Consider the following 18,926-nt stretch of genomic DNA (forward strand, 5'->3'; position numbering starts at 1 on the left):
CTAAAGTTTGTGCTTAACCAAAAATTAATAATATTAGCCCGTAACAGACGGTTATACAAGACCGGTTGCCCGTAATTCGAAAACGACCATACAAACTTCAATTAGATGCATATAAAATTAAACATAATTACTTTTTTAAACATATTGGTTTTATTAACCTCTTGTAATTTACAAACCTCAAAAAAACAAGTTAAGACTGAAAACATGGTTACGGGAGATATTGCGTCTGTACTTGGTAATAGCATCATGGTAATTTTTCAAGACAGTAAGAACGATTATTGGTTTAGTAGTTGGGAAACTGGAGTATATAAATATGATGGAAAAACAATAGTTAATTACACAACAAAACACGGTTTACTAAACAACAGAATAGATGATATAAAAGAAGATAAATTTGGCAACATTTATTTTTCCAGTGCAAACGCAACATCTGCAATATCAAAGTTTAACGGTACTAATTTTACGACTTTATCGGCAGTTCACAGTGAAAATTGGAAACTTGAACCGACAGATTTGTGGTTTAAATATTCTTATGAAAATACAGGAAAAGTATATCGCTATGATGGTATTACTTTATATGAATTAAAGTTGCCTAACCCACCGAGTTTACCAAATCCATTTGATGTTTACAGCATTTATAAAGACAGAAAAGGTAACCTTTGGTTTGGTACTAACCCTATTGGAGTTTGCCGATATGATGGCATATCATTTGAATGGATTACAGAAGAAGATGTGACTGAATTTCGGAACGAAGGAGCCAATGGCGTACGTTCGATATTGGAAGACAAAAATGGCGACTTTTGGTTCAATACCGAATACCGGTATAGTATTTACGACAGCACAACTTTGAATAGCCCTAAATTTTATACTAGAAACAAAAGTATTGGCGGATTAGACGGTAAAAAGGTTAGCAACTTAGACGAGTATCTTTCAAGTATAATAGATGACCATAATAATTTATGGTTTGTAACATATCTTGACGGTGTATGGAAATATGACGGAACTAAAATTACACATTATGCCGTTCAAGACAATTCTGAACATATTAGTCTATATAGCATATTCAAAGACAATAAAGGCGAAATGTGGCTTGGAACTCACGAAAATGGAGCATTTAAATTCAATGGAACAACATTTGAAAAATTTGTGAAATAATGACTTTCACTCGCCTACTTTTAAATACATTTCTTATTTTCAAAAGCTTTAAACCAAGTTTTAATCATTTAAAAAATATTAAAGTTTATTTCACATTATAAAAATGGAAGGCAAAATAAAATACCAGTTTTCAGCAAAAATGTGGCAACACCAAGCTACTGGAGGTTGGTATTTTGTTTCGTTACCCAAAACTTTTTCGAAAGAGATTAGAGGCAACTTAAAATGGCAGGAACAAGGTTGGGGAAGAATGAAAGCTTTTGCTGAAATTGACCAATTAAAATGGGAAACAGCCATTTGGTTTGACACAAAATTAGACACCTACATCTTGCCTATTAAAGCAGCTATTAGAAAAAAAAGAAACCTCGAAATCCATCAAACTATGGAAATAACTCTTTTTATTTAGAATAGTTCACTTTCAAAAAACAATTAAAATAATTTCAATCTTTTCTTTATAAACTAATTATAATTCTAAATTAAATTTAAAGGTTTTGTAATCTTTTTTTTAATTGAAATTCATATAAAGAAGGTATATAATCTAAATATTCATTAATATATTCCATATGTGCCTTTGGGCCATACAACAATTTAATATTATGGTTTCCATTAAGACCTACTATTCTTGCAAAAGGGCCATCTTCAATACCATTTAAAAGAATAGGCTCCATGATATCCAAACCTCCTAAGAAATTTACATTTATGTTCCAAAAGGTATTATAAGCCCCATGAGAAGGCTTCCAATACCCCGCACCTCCACCAACAAACAAAGTATAACTTCTATCTACTTTAGGCGTTACATGAACTTTAATATTATCAAATAAATTTTGATGATTGGCTCCTGAATGTTGATCAAACAAAGGGTCTACAAAAACTTCACAGTTTAAATAAACACATTTAGTTGTAAGCGTATTAATACTTAAGGGATGTACAACTTTATTATAAACTTTAATTTTTTCAGCTAAAACGTTATAAGCCCCAGATAGTGCAACTGTGTAATGCGCCATCTTATCTCCGGTTGTGGTAATTTCTTTAATAGTAACATTAGCTATCTCTTCACTTAAAATGCCACTATCTGCATTTTCAATAACTACATTTTTAACCCAACTATTATATAGGCGTGTCAAGTAAATACCATTGTAACCTTGCTCTAAGTGATGTGCGATTCTTACCGATTGTGGAAATGTTATTTTTATGTTTTCGATGCCCACTTCTTCAAGATGCTTCCAAGACACTAATTGGGCTTGGTAATTAGAAATAATATCTATAGTTAACGGACTATTAATTTTCAATGTATTTCCAGAAATACCAACAACAGTAACTTGTTGCTTTACTAATGGCAAGTTTGGAAAATTCCAGTGATGCGAACCAATTTCAACAAATTGATTCTTATATAATTCCTCAATAATTTTGCCTTTTTCACCATCTTTATTGAAAAGTTGTAATTCTACAACATCTCCTATATTTAAATTTTGAACGTCTGAAACTTGCAAACTAAATGTTCCTCGTTTTCCTTTTGATACTTTTGCAACTACATTATATGGTTTATCATATTTTTCAAGATATGATTTTACGCGCTCACCCGGCACTCTTGTCCAAATAAAACCACCTGCCCAGGTATATTGAAAAAATGGCAAATCTATGTTATTCTGCTTTTCTAGTTGGCGTTTGTCAAATTGTATTAAGTACTCCCTTAGTTCTTGTAAATCTTCAGGATTTTTACAATACATTAAAGGTCTTGGGCAATATATATTAGTGCCACTGTCTCCGGCACCAGCTCCCCTTAAAACAAAATTACTGCGTTCTATATAAAGAATATCACTTAAAATAATTCGGCCTGCTGGCAGTTGTAAAACAACATTTCCTTTGTATTTCGAAGCTTCTTTAATGGCATTTTGCATGGCCTTTGTATCGTCAAACTCATCATTGGCTTTCACACCATAATCGGATGCATTGAAAACTTTTTGAAAAACTACAGGTATTTGAGCTTCTCCATTACGATACCCTGAAAAACTAAAATCTGGCAAGTAATTAGCATCGTTAACTTCTTTATTTTGAAGTATTTTAGGTAATTCTTGTGCAAAAATAGCTGTGTCGTTAATTACTAACAAAACTAGTACCAGAATAAAATTACTAAACAAATTTTTCATAATATTTTACGTGTTTTAAAGTTCTAAAGAATTTAAAAAATTCCACATCTTATTACTTAGCATCGCATTTTCATTGGCTGAAAATTTTCCATGTTTTCCTTTCGGAATGGTTACAAATTCTGTCTTTACTCCAAAAGATACTAATTTTTGATAAAGTTCTATCGACTGTGCATAAGGAACAATGGGGTCTTCATCTCCATGAATAATAAAAACAGGCGGACTATTTTTATTTACCCAATAAATTGGAGATACCGATTTTACAAATGATACGTCCAAATAATAATTACCAAGCCATTTTTTTGCTGAAGACCAATTTTTTAGTGGAACCAAATCTGAAACACCATATTTATTAATTATAGCAGCAACTTTAATTTCTCCTTCATACTCACAATTGTTGTCAAAATGCTTTTCAGTAGCCAATAAACCTCCCATTAGAGCTAAATGACCACCTGAAGAACCTCCCATGATAACTATTTTATTTGTATCAATATTAAATTCATTTGCGTTTTTTAAAAGATATATTAGTGCACATCTAACATCTTGAATGGCTGCTGGTGCAGGAGCCACATCTACCAAACGGTATTCAATATTAGCGACCGCGTAACCATTTTTAAAAAAAGAACCAAATCCTGTTTGAGATTCCTTATCGCCATGATTCCAACCGCCTCCATGAATATTAATAACTAAGGGAGTTGGTAAGTATGAATTTAAATTATAATAAATATCTAGTTTACCTTCCCAATTTTTAGTTTTAGTATAAATAATGTTTAATTGAGTAGTATATGTTTCGGGTGTCTTAACTGTTTTTACAGAATTTTGTGAATGAAGATTAAATAACCCTCCCGTAAAAATATAACAATTAAAAGTCTTATTTTTTTCATAATAACCTAATTAAATTAAGTAAATACAATTCTTGTTAAAACGACTAAGAAATTACACATAGCTAAAAAAAACAACCTTCTTGCAAACTATACAAAAAGGTTGTTTGGTTGAATTAAAAACATTTATTTAAATGCCTAAAGCTTGACCACCACCAATTTGGATAGTTTCGGCTGTAATAAATGAAGCATCCTTACTAGCTAAAAATGATACAACTGAAGCAACCTCTTCTGGATGACCCAATCTTCCTAATAAAACACTATTTGCCCAAGAAGCAAAAACTTCTGGTTTTGTTGCTTTAATTTGTGCGTGAAAAGGTGTGTCAATAGTACCCGGAGATACTGCGTTTACTCTAATGCCATATTCAGCTAAATCCTTAGCCAATGCTCTAGTGATAGATTGTACTCCTCCTTTAGAAACAGCATATATACCAGCTCCAGGTCCTGCTCCATTCCATGCTGCATTTGAAGTATAATTTATAATTGTAGGATTTTCACCTTTTTTTAGAAATGGAATAGCAGCTCTTGATGCATAAAATACAGAGTCAAGATTTAAAGCCATAACAAATTTGTATTGCTCGGTGGTCATTTCTTCAAATCTAGCTCTTACACTAATACCACCAGTATTGTTTACAAGAACATCAATTTTACCGTATTTATTACCAATTTTATTAATGTTTTCAGTTACTACTTCATCTTTAGTGACGTCGAAACCATAATATTCGGCTGTGATTCCTTCTGAAGTAAGCTCTTCAACTCTTTTAACACCTGCTTCATCATCAATACCGTTTAATACAACAGTATATCCATCTTTACCCAATCTTTTTGCTACTTCGAAACCTATACCACCTGTTGCTCCGGTAATTACAGCTACTTTTTTTGAACTACTCATATTATTAAATTTTGATTTATTAAATTTTATTTACTTTGCTTGTTTAGATAATTTATTCTACTGATTCAATATTTTTTGCGAAATAATAAATAGCTCCAACTCCAAGAGGCACAAATATTGCTATGATGATAAAAATTGGAGTATAAGAAAGATTATCTACAATTACAGGAACTAAAAAATTCATAATTATTACCGATACTACACCAATCATTCCGCCCAAGCCAGCTAATGAACCAACAGATTTTCCACTAAAAAAATCACTTGGAAGTGTTTGTACATTACTTATAGCAAATTGAAAACCAAAAAGTACAAAAAATACAATAGCAACAAATTTCTCTGCAGTATCACCAATAAGTATTGTTGCAATAAGTCCTGCTAACATTATTACACCACCAATAAGAATCGTTGTTTTTCTACCGTTATCTATTGAATTAGTTTTAGCAATAATTTTACCTGAAACATATCCACCAATAATACTTCCTGCTGCTGCACCTACATAAGGAACCCATAAAAACATACCAACTTCTTTAACATTAAATCCGTAAACATCAAAAAGATAAATTGGCATCCAAGTAACAAATATCCACCAAATTGGCTCTAAAAAGAATCTACCAATTACAACAGCCCAAGATTGTTTAAAAGAAAGAATTTCTTTTAAACTTTTACCTTTGGTATCATCTGTCGCTTCTCGATCGGCTTTACTTTGGCCTTCTAATATATATTTTTGTTCTTCTTGAGAAATCCAAGGGTGTTTTTTTGGTCCAGCTTTGTTTACTAATAACCACGGAATAATCCAAATAATTCCAAAAGAACCAACCACCATAAATGTGATTCTCCAGCCAAATGCTACAAATAAAGTGGCAATAAATGGTGGAGCTATAACAGATCCAATAGATGCGCCGGCATTAAATAATCCTTGAGCAATTGCGCGTTCTTTAATAGGAAACCATTCTGCATTACTTTTTACACCACCCGGCCAGTTACCTGCTTCAGACAAACCCAAGGTCGTTCTGAAAAAAGCAAGAGATAAAAATCCTCGAACTGTTGAATGTAAGAAAGATGATAAGCCCCAGACTCCAATACTAATTACATATCCAATTCGGGTACCAACTTTATCAAATAGTTTTCCTGAAAAAAGTTGTCCTAAGGCATAGGCAACCATAAAAACATTAGATATTAACCCATAATGATACTTGGTTAAACCAAGAGATTGCGCTATTGAACCTTCAATATTTTCGCCTCCCCACATAATAGAGAGCGCGCTTCTATCAATATAATTAATTACGGTTGCTAAAAATATTAAACCAATAATCCACCATCTTAATCCTTTTAATTTCATAATTTTTCATTTTAAGTATAAAAATGGCAGATACTATTTAATAAAAAGTAATGAACATACTTTTGCAAGTAGCCTATTACATTTTATTAAATTAATTTCATTAAAATATACAAGCAATGCTAATAAGTATTTTTAAACATTGTTTAGAAATACTCAAAAAAAGCAATAATTGTATGAAGCAAACTGCCCTCCTTTATATTTGTTCAAGTATCAAAACTTGACGCTGTGCATCATCAAGTTTGATGTATCTATTATTTACTATAACAATATTGATATAGTGTTTTAAAATGTATTTTCATTTTTTCCTTAGCTAATGTAGGATCTTGATTTTTTATAGCCTCATAAATAGCGGTATGTTCTTCTATTCCTCTCATAGCTAAATCATCATCACAAACATGATATTTTGCGAAATTGGTAATGATTTCTGGTGTTATTGATAACATAAACGTATTTAAAGTACTATTTTTACTTGCTTTTGCAATTGCTAAATGAAATAACAAATCTTCTTGTACCGCGTTTTCATTATTCAACACTTTTTTTGAGAAAGCATTTAACGCACTTTGCATCTTTTTTAAATCATCTTTTGTTCTTCTTAAAGCTGCCAATTTTACTGTTTTTAGCTCCATTAAAATTCTAGTTTCAACCAATGATTTAAAATCTGGTTTTTCTAAATCTAAAATATCATCTACAATTCCGTTCATTGCAATAGCCCCAACATTGGCTACAAAAGTTCCGCTTTGGGGAATAGACTTTAACAAACCATAAAACTCTAACTTTTGAATGGCGTCTCTAATAACTCCACGGCTAACTCCAAATTTGTCGGATAACATGCGCTCTGATGGCAACTTATCGTTCGGTTCTAAGTTTTTATAATTTATTAACTCGCGTATTTTATTAATTACAGTATTCTGTAACTCTTGATTGTCGCTTATTGATAATACCTCTAAATTCATACTACATCTTTTAATATTGGTTAACCACAATTTTTGAGTATAAAAATAGCAAAAACTTAAATAATACCCCGAATAAGTTAAATATTAATGTTTTACTTCTAATTCAAAATACTTTACTTTGGCTGATGCGCCTTCATCTCTTGATTGAAAATAATTGCCTGCCTTAAAGTAATTTTCAAAAACACCCCATTTTCTAATATTAATATCTTCGTAAACTTTATACTCATACCCATTTAAAATAACTACCAGTTTCCCATCAGACACTTTAACTTCAAGAGTAAATTTTCTAAACCCAACTTCTGTTGGAAAATTGTAACCTTTATCATCATCCCATGCATCTTCATGCAGCAGTTCTTCACCAGTAGCATTTGGGTTTTTTAAAACTTTGGTTTTTACTCTTACTTTACCATTTTCCCAATATATTTTTAATATGGGTGGAGCATTATTATCCTTTTGTCCAATTAAATCGCGTTGTTCGTTAGTTAAGCGACCGTGTATTTGCATAATAATTACTTTGTGATAATTACCGTCTGCATCTTTTGTCACACTTTCCATGGCCAATTCCCCTTTCATATAACCGCCTTGAGCAAAAGTCCAATTTGTATTATTATCTCCAGGAACCATTTGTTCTCTCAATTCAGAACGAGTGTACTTAGTATTTGCCGTGGTAGCTTCACTTGGAAACGAGTAAAATACTAGAGAACCATCAATTGAATCATTATACATATAAGGTATTAACCTTTTATCTTTAGCATAATTTAATATTTCTGGTGGTTCAATGCTCATTGCGCTACCTTTTTCGTTTAGTTCAGGCGTTGTAACGCTCCAGTGACTTAAATCAATGTCTGGTAGCTTATATTTCTTCTTCTTCTTTTTATTTTTTTTTTCGATTTTGGAATCTGAAACAGTATTATTACTTGTATTAGCTTGACAATTGGCATGAAAAGAGGTAAAAGCAATAATTAATAAAAACACTACTTGTTTTAGAAAAGTATGTTTTCTTTTCTTTTTAAAAATCTTTTTTATGGAATCAAATATTATTATCATGTATATTTCATGTAAAAAAGTAAAAACCAATTTCATTTTTAAAAACCCTGAAATTGGTTTTAAACTTAAAACTATTAATTATACCCTGGATTCTGGTTAAAATCATTTTCTCTGTCAAGGTCCAGCTCTATTTGCGGAATTGGTAATAATAAACTGTTTACATCAACTCTTTCTAATAAAATTGATAGAGTAACATCTTCGGTATTTTGATTATAGAAATCATATAATAATGGATGAATTATCGTAAAATGATTCTCCATAATATCGACCGCATTAAGCGTGGTCGTAGTGGTACTATAGCGTAAAATATCGTACCACCTGTGATTTTCGGCAATAAACTCCCAACGTCTTTCGTTGGCGAAAGCAAGTTCAAATTTAGCTGGCGTGTCAATATCTGCAGTTGTTAATGCGTTTGCACCGGTAAGACCAGCTCTTGCTCTAACTTGATTAATATAATTTAAAGATTTAGGATCTGAATTACCTGCTGCCTCAGCGTACATTAACAATACATCTGCATAACGGATAATTGGAAAATCAAATTCAGAATCATCTCGAACTGATAGAGAATACCAATATTTAGTGTAAAATAATTTTTGAGGTATACTGGCATCTCGTGATGGAAGAATAAAGTTTCTTCGTGCATCTGCCATATTAAAAGTATCATACAATTCTTGTCCTGGGGCATTATCGCCCTGATTTGAAACCACAAAAACAGGTCTGCCACTTAGGTCTCTAGTAGGTGTTGCAGGTGCAAAACTAGTTGTAAACGGTGAACCTAAATTACCTACTCCAGATTTATAACGAATGGTAAATAAAATTTCTTTATTTAATTCATTAGTAATAGAAAAAACATTTGAATACGTATTTTCCAAACCATAACCACTGTTTGTAATAACATCAGTTAACAATGATAAAGCCTCCGATTTACGCCCTAAAGTTAAATATACTTTAGCCAGCAGTGCTTTTGCCGACCATGCGTTTGCCTTACCATTGGCAGTAGCGGCACTATATTTAGCTGTATTTCCGTTAGCTATGGTGTTTTTAAGATCGGCAATAATTAAATCATATACCAATGCTTTGTCTACTCTAGTTAAACTAGTAGCCTCAACCGGTGATAATGGTTCAGTTACCAAAAAGACATCTCCAAATAGACGCACCAAATTAAAGTAATGATAGGCTCTTAAAAATGAGGCTTGTGATGCTACATCTTTAATATCATCTTCGGTAGCATCATTGCTATGACCACTATAAACAATAGAGCCGTCTTTATAATTAACATTCATTTTATCTAAAAGAATGTTAGTGTTTTTAATATTAACATAATTAAAAAACCAAAATTCAGACAAATTAGTGTCTATCGTGTTTATAAAAAAAGCATCATAAGATAAAAACTCTAAATTATCTACTGAAGTGGTGGCTATCTGGTTCATTACAGTATTATCGGAGCGTAACTCTGTAAATTTCCATTCATGCTTTGCTGGTGCTCTCATACCTGCATAACAACCAATTAATGCTGTATTCAATTCTTCAGCATTAGAAAAATAAACCGCTTCGGTAATATAAGATTGTGGTTGTACATCTATAAAATCCTCACCACAACTAATACCACTTAGAAGCAATGCACCAATAAAAAATTTATATATATTTTTCATAAGAAATAATTTTTAAAATTAAAATTTAACATCAAAACCTAATACAATGGTTTTTGGTACGGGATACCCGCCTCTATCATAACCTGTAATTAATGGACTGCTATATTGTCCACCAGATCTTCTACTCTCAGGGTTCAATCCTCTAAAATCCTTAGCTGTTAAATAAAGTAAGTTTTGCCCAGCAACATAAACTCTAAGTTGATTTAAACCTATTCTATTAGACCATTTTTCGTCTAAATTATAACCTAAAGTAATATCTCTTAAAGCAATATAAGAGGCATCATCAATACCGTAATCGGTTTGCACCCATTGTACACCTCCTAGTGTTTCGTAAGGCGTTTGACCATCACCTGGATTGGAAGGACTCACCCAACGATTCTTGGTATAATTTACCACCTGACTTTTGGTTTCGGTATAACCTGTATCCCCTAAGTACATTTCGATACCATGAACACCTTGAAATGAGAATGATAAATCAATACCTTTGTATTCAAAAGTATTTGTCATACCCCAAGTAAAATCTGCATACGGATCGCCAATTACAGTTCTATCATCAGTATTAATTTTACCATCTGGCACACCATCTGGACCAGAAATATCTAAAAGTTTTAAACCACCAGGAGTTAAAGTACCAATAGATACATCATCATTGGTAAAACCAGAAGCATCTATTTCGGCTTGCGAAACCCAAACACCATCTGTTTTATACCCATAAAATTGTACCAAAGGGCTACCAACCTCTGTAATGTATAATTCACCTCGTTCACCTGGTCGTGGTGTTTCAGCTAAACCACCAAAATCTGTTAATTTAAGCCTGTTTGATGCATAATTAGCAACCGTAGTCCATCTAAAATTTTCAGTAGCAATATTTATTGTAGATAATTCAATTTCATGACCACGATTTTGGAGGCTACCTACGTTATTCCAAGCAAATTGTACACCACTATACAATTGGTTTTCTGGTGTTAAAAGTAACTTATCGGTATTTGATTCATAAAATTCAGCAGAAAGATTTACTCTATTTCTAAATAAACCCAAATCGAAACCTAAATTTGTTGATACGGTGGTTTCCCAAGTAAGATCGGCATTCGCTCCTGCCTCTGCTGGAGTAGCTTGGCCGTTAGCTTGTGTACCATTACCTGAGCCAGTAACATAATTTGCATTAGTAGAATCGTAAATTGAGATATCACCCCCATAAGGAGTATTTGTTAATAAATTTAAATAAGGATTAAAAGCATTATTAGATCCTAATGGTTCTGTACGGTTATTACCTGTTTCACCATAGGCCACTCTAAAGTTTAATTTACTAATTACATTAGATGATTTAATAAAATCTAATCTTGCTAAGTTTATTCCCCCTGAAACCGAAGGGAATGTTCCCCATTTATTTCCTGGTCCAAATTGTGAAGCACCATCTCTTCTAAATGTACCTGTTAAATTGAATAAACCATCGTAAGAATAAACTAATCTCCCATAATACGACAATAATGCTGTAGCGTTTTTAACTTCACCTCCTGGATCTGAAGACGAATTTAAATTTACAAGAGTTCCTGCATTATTCCATGTTCTAATATTATCATTTGGAAAATTTTGACCAGTAAAGCTAGAATTATGATAATCTGTTCTTTGAGCAGAAAAACCAATTAAGGCATTAAATGAATGCTTATCAAAATCTTTTACATAATTTAAAGTATTCTCGCTTAATAAATCTCTATAATCTCTTGTTATATATACAGCATAATTAACATTGGTTTCGGCACGTGCATTAGTTCCTACCCATTGCACTCTATCTGAAAATCTGTAATAGGCATTTGCCGTAGTTTTAAATGTTAAGTCTTTATTTATTTTATAATCTAAATAGAAATTTGCTTGAACTCTAAATTCTTCTTGAGTATCATCTTGCAAATTTAAAACCTTAAATGGATTAATACTACTGGTTGTCCAGGGATTGGATAAATTTGTGCTTGTATAAGTAGTTCCATCAGGCAGTGGATATTCTGGAAATACTAAACTGTAAAAATGTGAAGGATTGGCATAATCTCCAACTACCAAATCTTGAAAATTCCCATCTGATTGTGCAAGAGCCAAAGTTTCGGCGGTATGTCTAACAGGAATAAAACTTGGAAACCTATAATAATCTCGATAATCATTTGCAGGTCTTTCAATTTCACTGTAAGTAGGTGCTATATTAACACCAGCTGATAATTTATCGCTTAAATCTACATCCAATTTAACTCTAAATTGATACTTGTCGAAATTGCTCTTTTGCATCATACTCTCGTCGCCATTATAAGCACCTGAAATTCGGTATTTAAATTTTTTTGTACCTCCAGAGGCACTTAAACCAATATTTCTAAAAATACCAGTTCTCATAAATTCATCTTGGTAAAGTGTTCCTTGACCGCCTCTAACCAAATTCTCAAGTATGTATTGTTTTTGATCGCCAATTGATATAGATGGAACAGTTCCACTATCCCACAAAGGATCGTTAAGTCTCAATTCGCGTTCGTCATAAAGTTGTCGAACATATTCTGAAGACGTTTGAACGTCATACAATTCGTAAGCACTTTTAAAACCTATTGAATGATTAAAACTATAAGACGTTTTTTTATCACTACCACTTTTGGTGGTTACTAATATTACCCCGTTTGCACCTCTTGAACCATATATAGCAGCTGAAGAAGCATCTTTAAGTACAGAGATACTCTCAATATCTGCCATATTTATTGATGATAATCCATCTTCGATGGGTTGACCATCTAACACAACTAAAGGATCGGGACTTGCATTAATTGATGCTTGACCTCTAATTCTAATAACTGGATCTTCACCTGCTGCCGATGATGTGTTTTGAATTTGAACTCCTGCAATCTTTCCCTGTAGTGCTTGATCGACTCTTGAAAAGGGCAATTGTTCCATATTTTCATTTTTGTAAGTAGAAACAGCACTAGTTATATTAGATTTTTTTAAAGAACCATACCCTACAACCACTACCTCATCTAATTGAGCTAAATCCTCTACTAAAGAAATATTGATTGTGTTTTTATCTTTAACAATTTGAACCTGAGTAACAAATCCAATATATGAAAACTGCAATACATCACCGCTTTTAGCTTCAATTTGATATCCTCCATCAAAATCCGTCGTTGTTCCCTTATTTGTTTTTAATACAACAATATTTACACCTGGAATTGGCATGTTATCTGTTTTAGAAACAACTTGCCCTCTAATGGTGTTTTTTTGTGCAAATAGTGTTAAATTAAAAAGCAAAATTGCAATAAGTGCTAGCTTGTTTTTTAAATTCATAATTTAATTTTTAAAGATTTTTAAGTTTTATTGTTACTATTACGTGCTATAATGGTAACCTGATTAAATATTCACTTTAAAAAACAAACTAGATTATCAACATTTTTTTTAAATTTGTTGAGCATGTTTTATTAAAGTAAAATGTGCATTAAGTTTTACTTCCCTCCTAAAAGAAGTAGATTATTAGAAGGATAGGTGTGCACCTATCCTTTTTTTTATTTTATTATTTTAAATTTTATTTTTAGAACTTACTTATTGTGAATCTATACTGGTTTACCAAATTGGTTTACCAAATATATATAAATTTTTTTTAATAACAATTATATAATCAAAAAAACATTAAGCTATATTTTTACATTAATAAACAACCCGTACACAATAAATTACTATAATGATTTTTTAGAGAATTACATAAAATTATTTTTTTATACTTTACTTTTTATTACCAAAATAAGATACCGCTTCACCACTTAAAAAATCTTCTCTTACTGGACTAAATGTATCTATTAGTTCACCTGCCTCTAAGCAAACAGCACTATGTAATAAATTAGGCTCAATATAAACGCCATCACCTGCCTCTACAATTTTCTTTTCGCCATTAATTTCAAATTCAAATTTACCAGAGGCACAAAAAGTAGCTTGTGTGTGAAAATGTTTATGCGGTGCACCAAAGGCACCTTTTTCAAATTTTACTCTTACCATCATGATTTGATTATCATAACCTAAAAACTTTCTCGATACACCTCCCCAAATTCTTCCCATTCCATTTCTTTTGTTATGATGTATTTTTCACTAGATCTTTTCATTTTATTTATTTTAATTATTATTGATTAATTGATAAACACCTACCCATTCGTAGACTTTATCTTCTATTTTAATTTGATGCTTTTTATCTATTGAATTGTTTTTAAAAGAAAACAAAAACATACTTTCAGTATGGTTTATATTTTCAATATGTATTGCTACATAAGCTTCATCACTATATAAAATAGTTAAATTTTTTATATTACTAAATGCATTTGTGGCTATTTCACTTACGGGGTCATAATGCCCATGAGATTCTATTATAGATACAAAATATGTATCTTTAATTTGTTGTTTTCTTATAATAAAACCAGGATCGTTTCTTAAATTAAAACGAGGATCGTTAGCGCCTATGCGGGTAAATATTAAATCATCTTCATTTGAAACTACAGATGTTAGAGTGTAAAAACGTTCTTTATTAAACCATGAAATTTTTGCATTGCCTGTTCCTGTTTTACCGACAGCTTCTTTCCATAAATGTTGAAAACCATTTTTAGTACCCAATGGCATTAAAGTTTCTGATTTTGTATATTCAAAATTAGCCGACATTAATTGCCCTAAAAAATAATATGGCAAATCATATTGATGGTTCTTTTCTGCATCTATTTTAATGATGTCTAAAAGAAATGAATTTTCAAAAGAATTATCCTTTACAAATGCCATTGTTCTATGAATTTGGGTACCGGGATACGCATTTGTTTCTTTGGCACTTACTATTTGAAGCTTGGAATTTGAAACATCAAAAATATATTTTTCAGAATGGTGTAAACTTCCTGTTTCAAAATCGCCATTAAAATGGGATGTTTCATCTTGGTTTATAGTATTATGTGCAATGGTTTGTTTTGCCCAAGTGGTGTTTTCTTTTAAATAATTACCGCCACCTTTTTGTTGTATATTAACAAAACGAGCCATACCATAATCTTGAATAACTTCATTACCGCCTTCGTATAATGAGAACGATAATTTATCATAATGTCCATGACTTAAGCCTTGTGCCGAATATTTCATAACCAAACTTAGCTCGTCTTTAGAACCGTTTGCTCTTAATATAGCTACACCGCCTTCATCACCGTTTTTACCATCGGATAAATCCAATGACTTTTTAATGAATGGTGTTTCCAAACCGTCGCGAATACCAATAGCAACCGCTAAACCGGTATTATCTAACAAAACTTCGCCTTGTTTTTTAGCTATTGATAATAAATCGGTTTTATTTTCACTGTAATAATAGCCTATATCTACTGCTGAAACCAATTCTCGTGAGTAGTATGACATTCCTTTTTGACCATCGTTTAAAGGAAAGAAATTACCATCTGCATCGGTTAAGTTTAATAATGTATAAATAGATTTTAATAGGACTCCGTTTTTATATTCGAATATTTTAAGCTCTAGTTTTACGTTTTGCAATGCTTCTGCAAAAACCAAAAAAGGATACATGGCATACCGTTGGTAATATGGGCCTTCTGTATAATAACCATCGGGTGAAAATGGTTCTTCTAAATTAGCTAGAAATCCTACTTTTTGGCCTGCTTTTTTTATAAAACCTCCATCGTTATCTCTAGCATTTGGGTCTATATTGTCGTGTTTTAAACCATGTAATGCGGTTTCTAATAATTTATCATCATCCATAACCAAGGCAATCATACCAACCGCCACATTACCCCAAGTACTGTGGTTATGAACACGATTGAAAAACTGAGGGTTTTCTTCCGAAATAAATTTTGCAAATGGCTTAAAAAGATCTTTTTCTAAATGATTGCGTTCATTTTCAGTTAAATAATTATAAATACAATCGTAAGCTTGACTTGTATATACCAACCAGTTAGAATCGTTTAAACATTGCCAAAACAATTTACCACGAGCATACGAGCGTGTTTGTGGATGCACTGGAAGTGTAGGATAAATTTTAGCATATGCCAAAAGCATGCTTTTTACATACTTTGCATAAGTTGCGTCATCTAAAATTTGGTATAAAACACCTGCTTTTTGTATAATTAAAAAGTTTTTTTTGTGTCTTTCGTGCGTATAGCCGCCCGAATAATCTTTAGGGATAGGCACTTCAATACCGTTTAAAATTTCGGCATCTACTTCTGCTTTTACTTTGGCTAAAGTTGCATCAAACACAGGCACATTACCCAATTGTTTCCTAATTTTTTCAACGCCCGTTTTTGTTAATATTAAACTTGGGTGTTCTAACTTATTCGATTTTTTTATGTTTGAAATTGCTTTTGACTGTGCTTTGCAAGAAGCAGCAATAAACAGAAAAGCAATTAAAATGTCGTGTAATTTGATTTTCAAAACCTTATTTGTTTTAATTGGTTTACCAATTTGGTAAACCAAAAATAATTATAATTAATAACTTAAACAAAAATTGATACTTATTTAACAAAAAAACCAAAATATAATAACGTCCTATTTTTTTAACCAATAAATTTCACAATACTATTTCTAATACATTAACTTTAATTTTAGATTTTTAACCACCTCTATTTTACCTGAATTTTCAATAGTATTTACACCTGGTTCTTGTCCTTTTTCACCCCATAAAATCGCTATAAGTTTTACTGGGTTGTTTTTAAATGTGTTTCCAGAAAATTCTACGTTTACAATACCTCTGTTTTTTATAAGAATTTGGTCTTTTTCGCCTGTACCACTATGAGTTATACTATTGTTTTCTAATAAAAGATTTCCTCCAATAGTCGATTCATCATAACCTCCACGGTAGAAATCTAAAACCACTTCATTAATAGCATCGAAGGTTGAATTTTTAATAATTACAAATTCAGCATTATAATCTCCTCCATCATTGGTTTCCTTATTCAACATAAAACCACGTTCACAATTTTTAATAATAGAATTAGCTACAAAAATCGAATCTGCAAAAGATCCTTTAGATACTTTTAAAACTGTTTTAAAATCTTTAATTTCTACATTATCTATAAATAAATCATATGCTTTACTCATATTTTTATTTAAAGTAGTGAAGGTGTTTTGGTTTTTATTTCCGCTTAAAATAACATCTTTCAATTTTAATTTTGCTTTAGGATGCATTTCAAAAGCGGTATTTTCTGATTTAAAAATGAGCTCAGATTTGTTGTTTTTATCAATAGAAACCAAGTTGATTTCCTTATTAATTACCAAACTTGAACTTATATTATAAACTCCTGGTTTAAGCGAAACAGTATCTCCTGAACTGGCCTGTTTCAAATTATTTTTTAATTCTTCTGTAGTTGAAACGTTAAAAGTTTTGGGTTCTGGTTTTAGTCTATATACCTGATACCAATTGGTTCCGTATTTCGATCTATCTATTAAAACCGAATTTTCTTTTACAGGATTTACAATGGCCCCAATGCTGTTATTATTTGTAGTTCTATCGTTTCCAAAGATGTCTTTAGTGATGGTTTCAAAATCAAACCCATTATAAACGTTGTTTATATTTTCATTTAAAACATATAGATTATCCGTTTTTTTTGTAACCGAAATAGCTTTGGTTTTTAAACCGTTAGGCTTTACTTCACTTTTATTTTCACTATTTATAATATTGTTTTTGAAGGTTACACCGTCAACTTTATCATAATTCACTATTGGGTATTGGTTAGCAACTTCATTGTAAATAACATTATTCGCAACCACCACACGTTCTGGTCGTGCTGAACGTATTTCGGTAGCTGGTAACACATCGCTTTGGCTTATGTTAGAACCTACACTAAACTGCCATGGAGACACACAATCTATAAATGTGTTGTACGCTACAACGGCATCTGTTACTTGGTTATATCTATTTAATGGCGATTTTGGGATTCCGTTCATTACCGCTAGAGCACTTCTAAATTCTGCACCTTTTATTTTATAGAAATAGTTATTTGTAATCCAATGTCCGGTATTTATAACACGGATGCCCCCTATAAATTTGGAATTATCGTTACCTATAAAAACATTACCATCTATGGTAGCATAATTTCCATGTCTAAGCACCAACGAACCTTCGCTTTCAAAAAACACATTGTTTCTAAATTCGTTAAAATTGGATTTACTGGAAATAATTTCAATTTCACCATTACAATGATCAAAAAAATTGTTTGCCACCAAGGTGTGCGATGGGGTCATAGACGTATCGCTATTTCCCAACTGAAGTGTTTCTCCATGTGGACCTCCTTTACGAGGTCTTAGACCGAAATGGTTATTAATGATTTGATGGTAATTATTGATGTTTTCGTTTCCTTCCAACTTTACCATTATGGTTGGGCCAAAGTTAGATTTACCTGTTAGGTAACAATTGCTCAACTCGTTATGCCTTCCCCAAAACTCTACCCAATGGTCGCTAACATCTCGGTCTGGTTGGGTAAATTCTTCAATGACACATTGCATTACTTTGCAATTATTTGCAATAGAATCGTTATTTATTTTAAATTGAATAACGCTATTATTAGGTGTGTTACCATTTTTAAAATACAGACCGCTAACCTCTAAATAGGTGCCTCCCATTTTTAAATTTGAAACACCTTCTATGGTTACTTTTCCTTTTTCCTCGACAGATAAAGTGATTGGTTTTTCTTTAGTACCGTTTCCGTAAAATTTAATTTGAACATCGTTCCAAACACCATTTGCTAAAACAATATTATCTCCGGGTTTACAGTTTTTAATAGCTTCGTTTAACTCATTTATATTCGCTACTTTAATACTCCTTATTTGTGTTTGTTTTGCACATGAAACAAGAAGAATTAAAAAACTAGAAACTAATAAAATTTTTTTCATT

The 18,926-nt window shown here is 31.7% G+C and carries 12 protein-coding genes and 1 pseudogene; 2 read left to right on the forward strand and 11 right to left on the reverse strand.

The genetic code is table 11. The annotated features are described in order from the left end of the window. Window positions 1-105 precede the first annotated feature (105 nt). Both AW14_RS12120 and AW14_RS12125 read left to right on the forward strand, forming a co-directional pair. Window positions 106-1,155, forward strand: a complete 1,050-nt coding sequence (locus AW14_RS12120; protein WP_044639057.1) for a ligand-binding sensor domain-containing protein — start codon at window positions 106-108, stop codon at window positions 1,153-1,155. A 103-nt stretch (window positions 1,156-1,258) separates the two neighbouring features. Continuing rightward, window positions 1,259-1,558, forward strand: a complete 300-nt coding sequence (locus AW14_RS12125) for a DUF1905 domain-containing protein (protein WP_044639058.1) — start codon at window positions 1,259-1,261, stop codon at window positions 1,556-1,558. A 76-nt stretch (window positions 1,559-1,634) separates the two neighbouring features. On the opposite strand, the gene AW14_RS12130 is transcribed toward AW14_RS12125, so the two are convergent. From AW14_RS12130 to AW14_RS12180, 11 genes and pseudogenes are all read right to left on the reverse strand, one after another. Next, window positions 1,635-3,299 carry a glycosyl hydrolase family 28-related protein gene (locus tag AW14_RS12130; protein WP_044639059.1) on the reverse strand — a complete coding sequence of 555 codons (1,665 nt, stop codon included), beginning with the start codon at window positions 3,297-3,299 and terminating at the stop codon, window positions 1,635-1,637. Window positions 3,300-3,314: 15 nt separating this feature from the next. Next, window positions 3,315-4,151 (reverse strand): alpha/beta hydrolase fold domain-containing protein, encoded by an 837-nt coding sequence (locus AW14_RS12135; RefSeq protein ID WP_044639060.1) that lies wholly within the window; start codon window positions 4,149-4,151, stop codon window positions 3,315-3,317. A 156-nt stretch (window positions 4,152-4,307) separates the two neighbouring features. Then, window positions 4,308-5,069 (reverse strand): SDR family NAD(P)-dependent oxidoreductase, encoded by a 762-nt coding sequence (locus AW14_RS12140; RefSeq protein ID WP_044639061.1) that lies wholly within the window; start codon window positions 5,067-5,069, stop codon window positions 4,308-4,310. A gap of 52 nt (window positions 5,070-5,121) precedes the next feature. Next, entirely contained in the window at window positions 5,122-6,408 is a 1,287-nt protein-coding gene (locus tag AW14_RS12145; protein ID WP_044639062.1) for an MFS transporter, read from the reverse strand. A 251-nt stretch (window positions 6,409-6,659) separates the two neighbouring features. Beyond that, window positions 6,660-7,361, reverse strand: coding sequence for a FadR/GntR family transcriptional regulator (locus tag AW14_RS12150; RefSeq protein ID WP_044639635.1), 702 nt, complete (start codon window positions 7,359-7,361; stop codon window positions 6,660-6,662). 84 nt (window positions 7,362-7,445) lie between these two features. After that, entirely contained in the window at window positions 7,446-8,408 is a 963-nt protein-coding gene (locus tag AW14_RS12155; protein ID WP_084708872.1) for a polysaccharide lyase family 7 protein, read from the reverse strand. Between the two features lie 74 nt (window positions 8,409-8,482). After that, complete coding sequence (locus AW14_RS12160; RefSeq protein ID WP_044639063.1) at window positions 8,483-10,060, reverse strand: RagB/SusD family nutrient uptake outer membrane protein; 1,578 nt, start codon at window positions 10,058-10,060, stop codon at window positions 8,483-8,485. Window positions 10,061-10,078: 18 nt separating this feature from the next. Next, a complete protein-coding gene (locus tag AW14_RS12165) occupies window positions 10,079-13,366 on the reverse strand; it encodes a SusC/RagA family TonB-linked outer membrane protein (RefSeq protein WP_044639064.1) in 3,288 nt (1,095 codons plus the stop codon). 432 nt (window positions 13,367-13,798) lie between these two features. Then, window positions 13,799-14,172, reverse strand: a pseudogene (locus AW14_RS12170) (cupin domain-containing protein). Window positions 14,173-14,182: 10 nt separating this feature from the next. After that, a complete protein-coding gene (locus AW14_RS12175) occupies window positions 14,183-16,468 on the reverse strand; it encodes an alginate lyase family protein (protein ID WP_245617591.1) in 2,286 nt (761 codons plus the stop codon). A 150-nt stretch (window positions 16,469-16,618) separates the two neighbouring features. After that, window positions 16,619-18,925, reverse strand: coding sequence for a chondroitinase-B domain-containing protein (locus AW14_RS12180; protein ID WP_044639065.1), 2,307 nt, complete (start codon window positions 18,923-18,925; stop codon window positions 16,619-16,621). Between the last annotated feature and the right edge of the window lies 1 nt (window position 18,926).

It is taken from the genome of Siansivirga zeaxanthinifaciens CC-SAMT-1 (assembly GCF_000941055.1).
Lineage (GTDB): Bacteria > Bacteroidota > Bacteroidia > Flavobacteriales > Flavobacteriaceae > Siansivirga > Siansivirga zeaxanthinifaciens.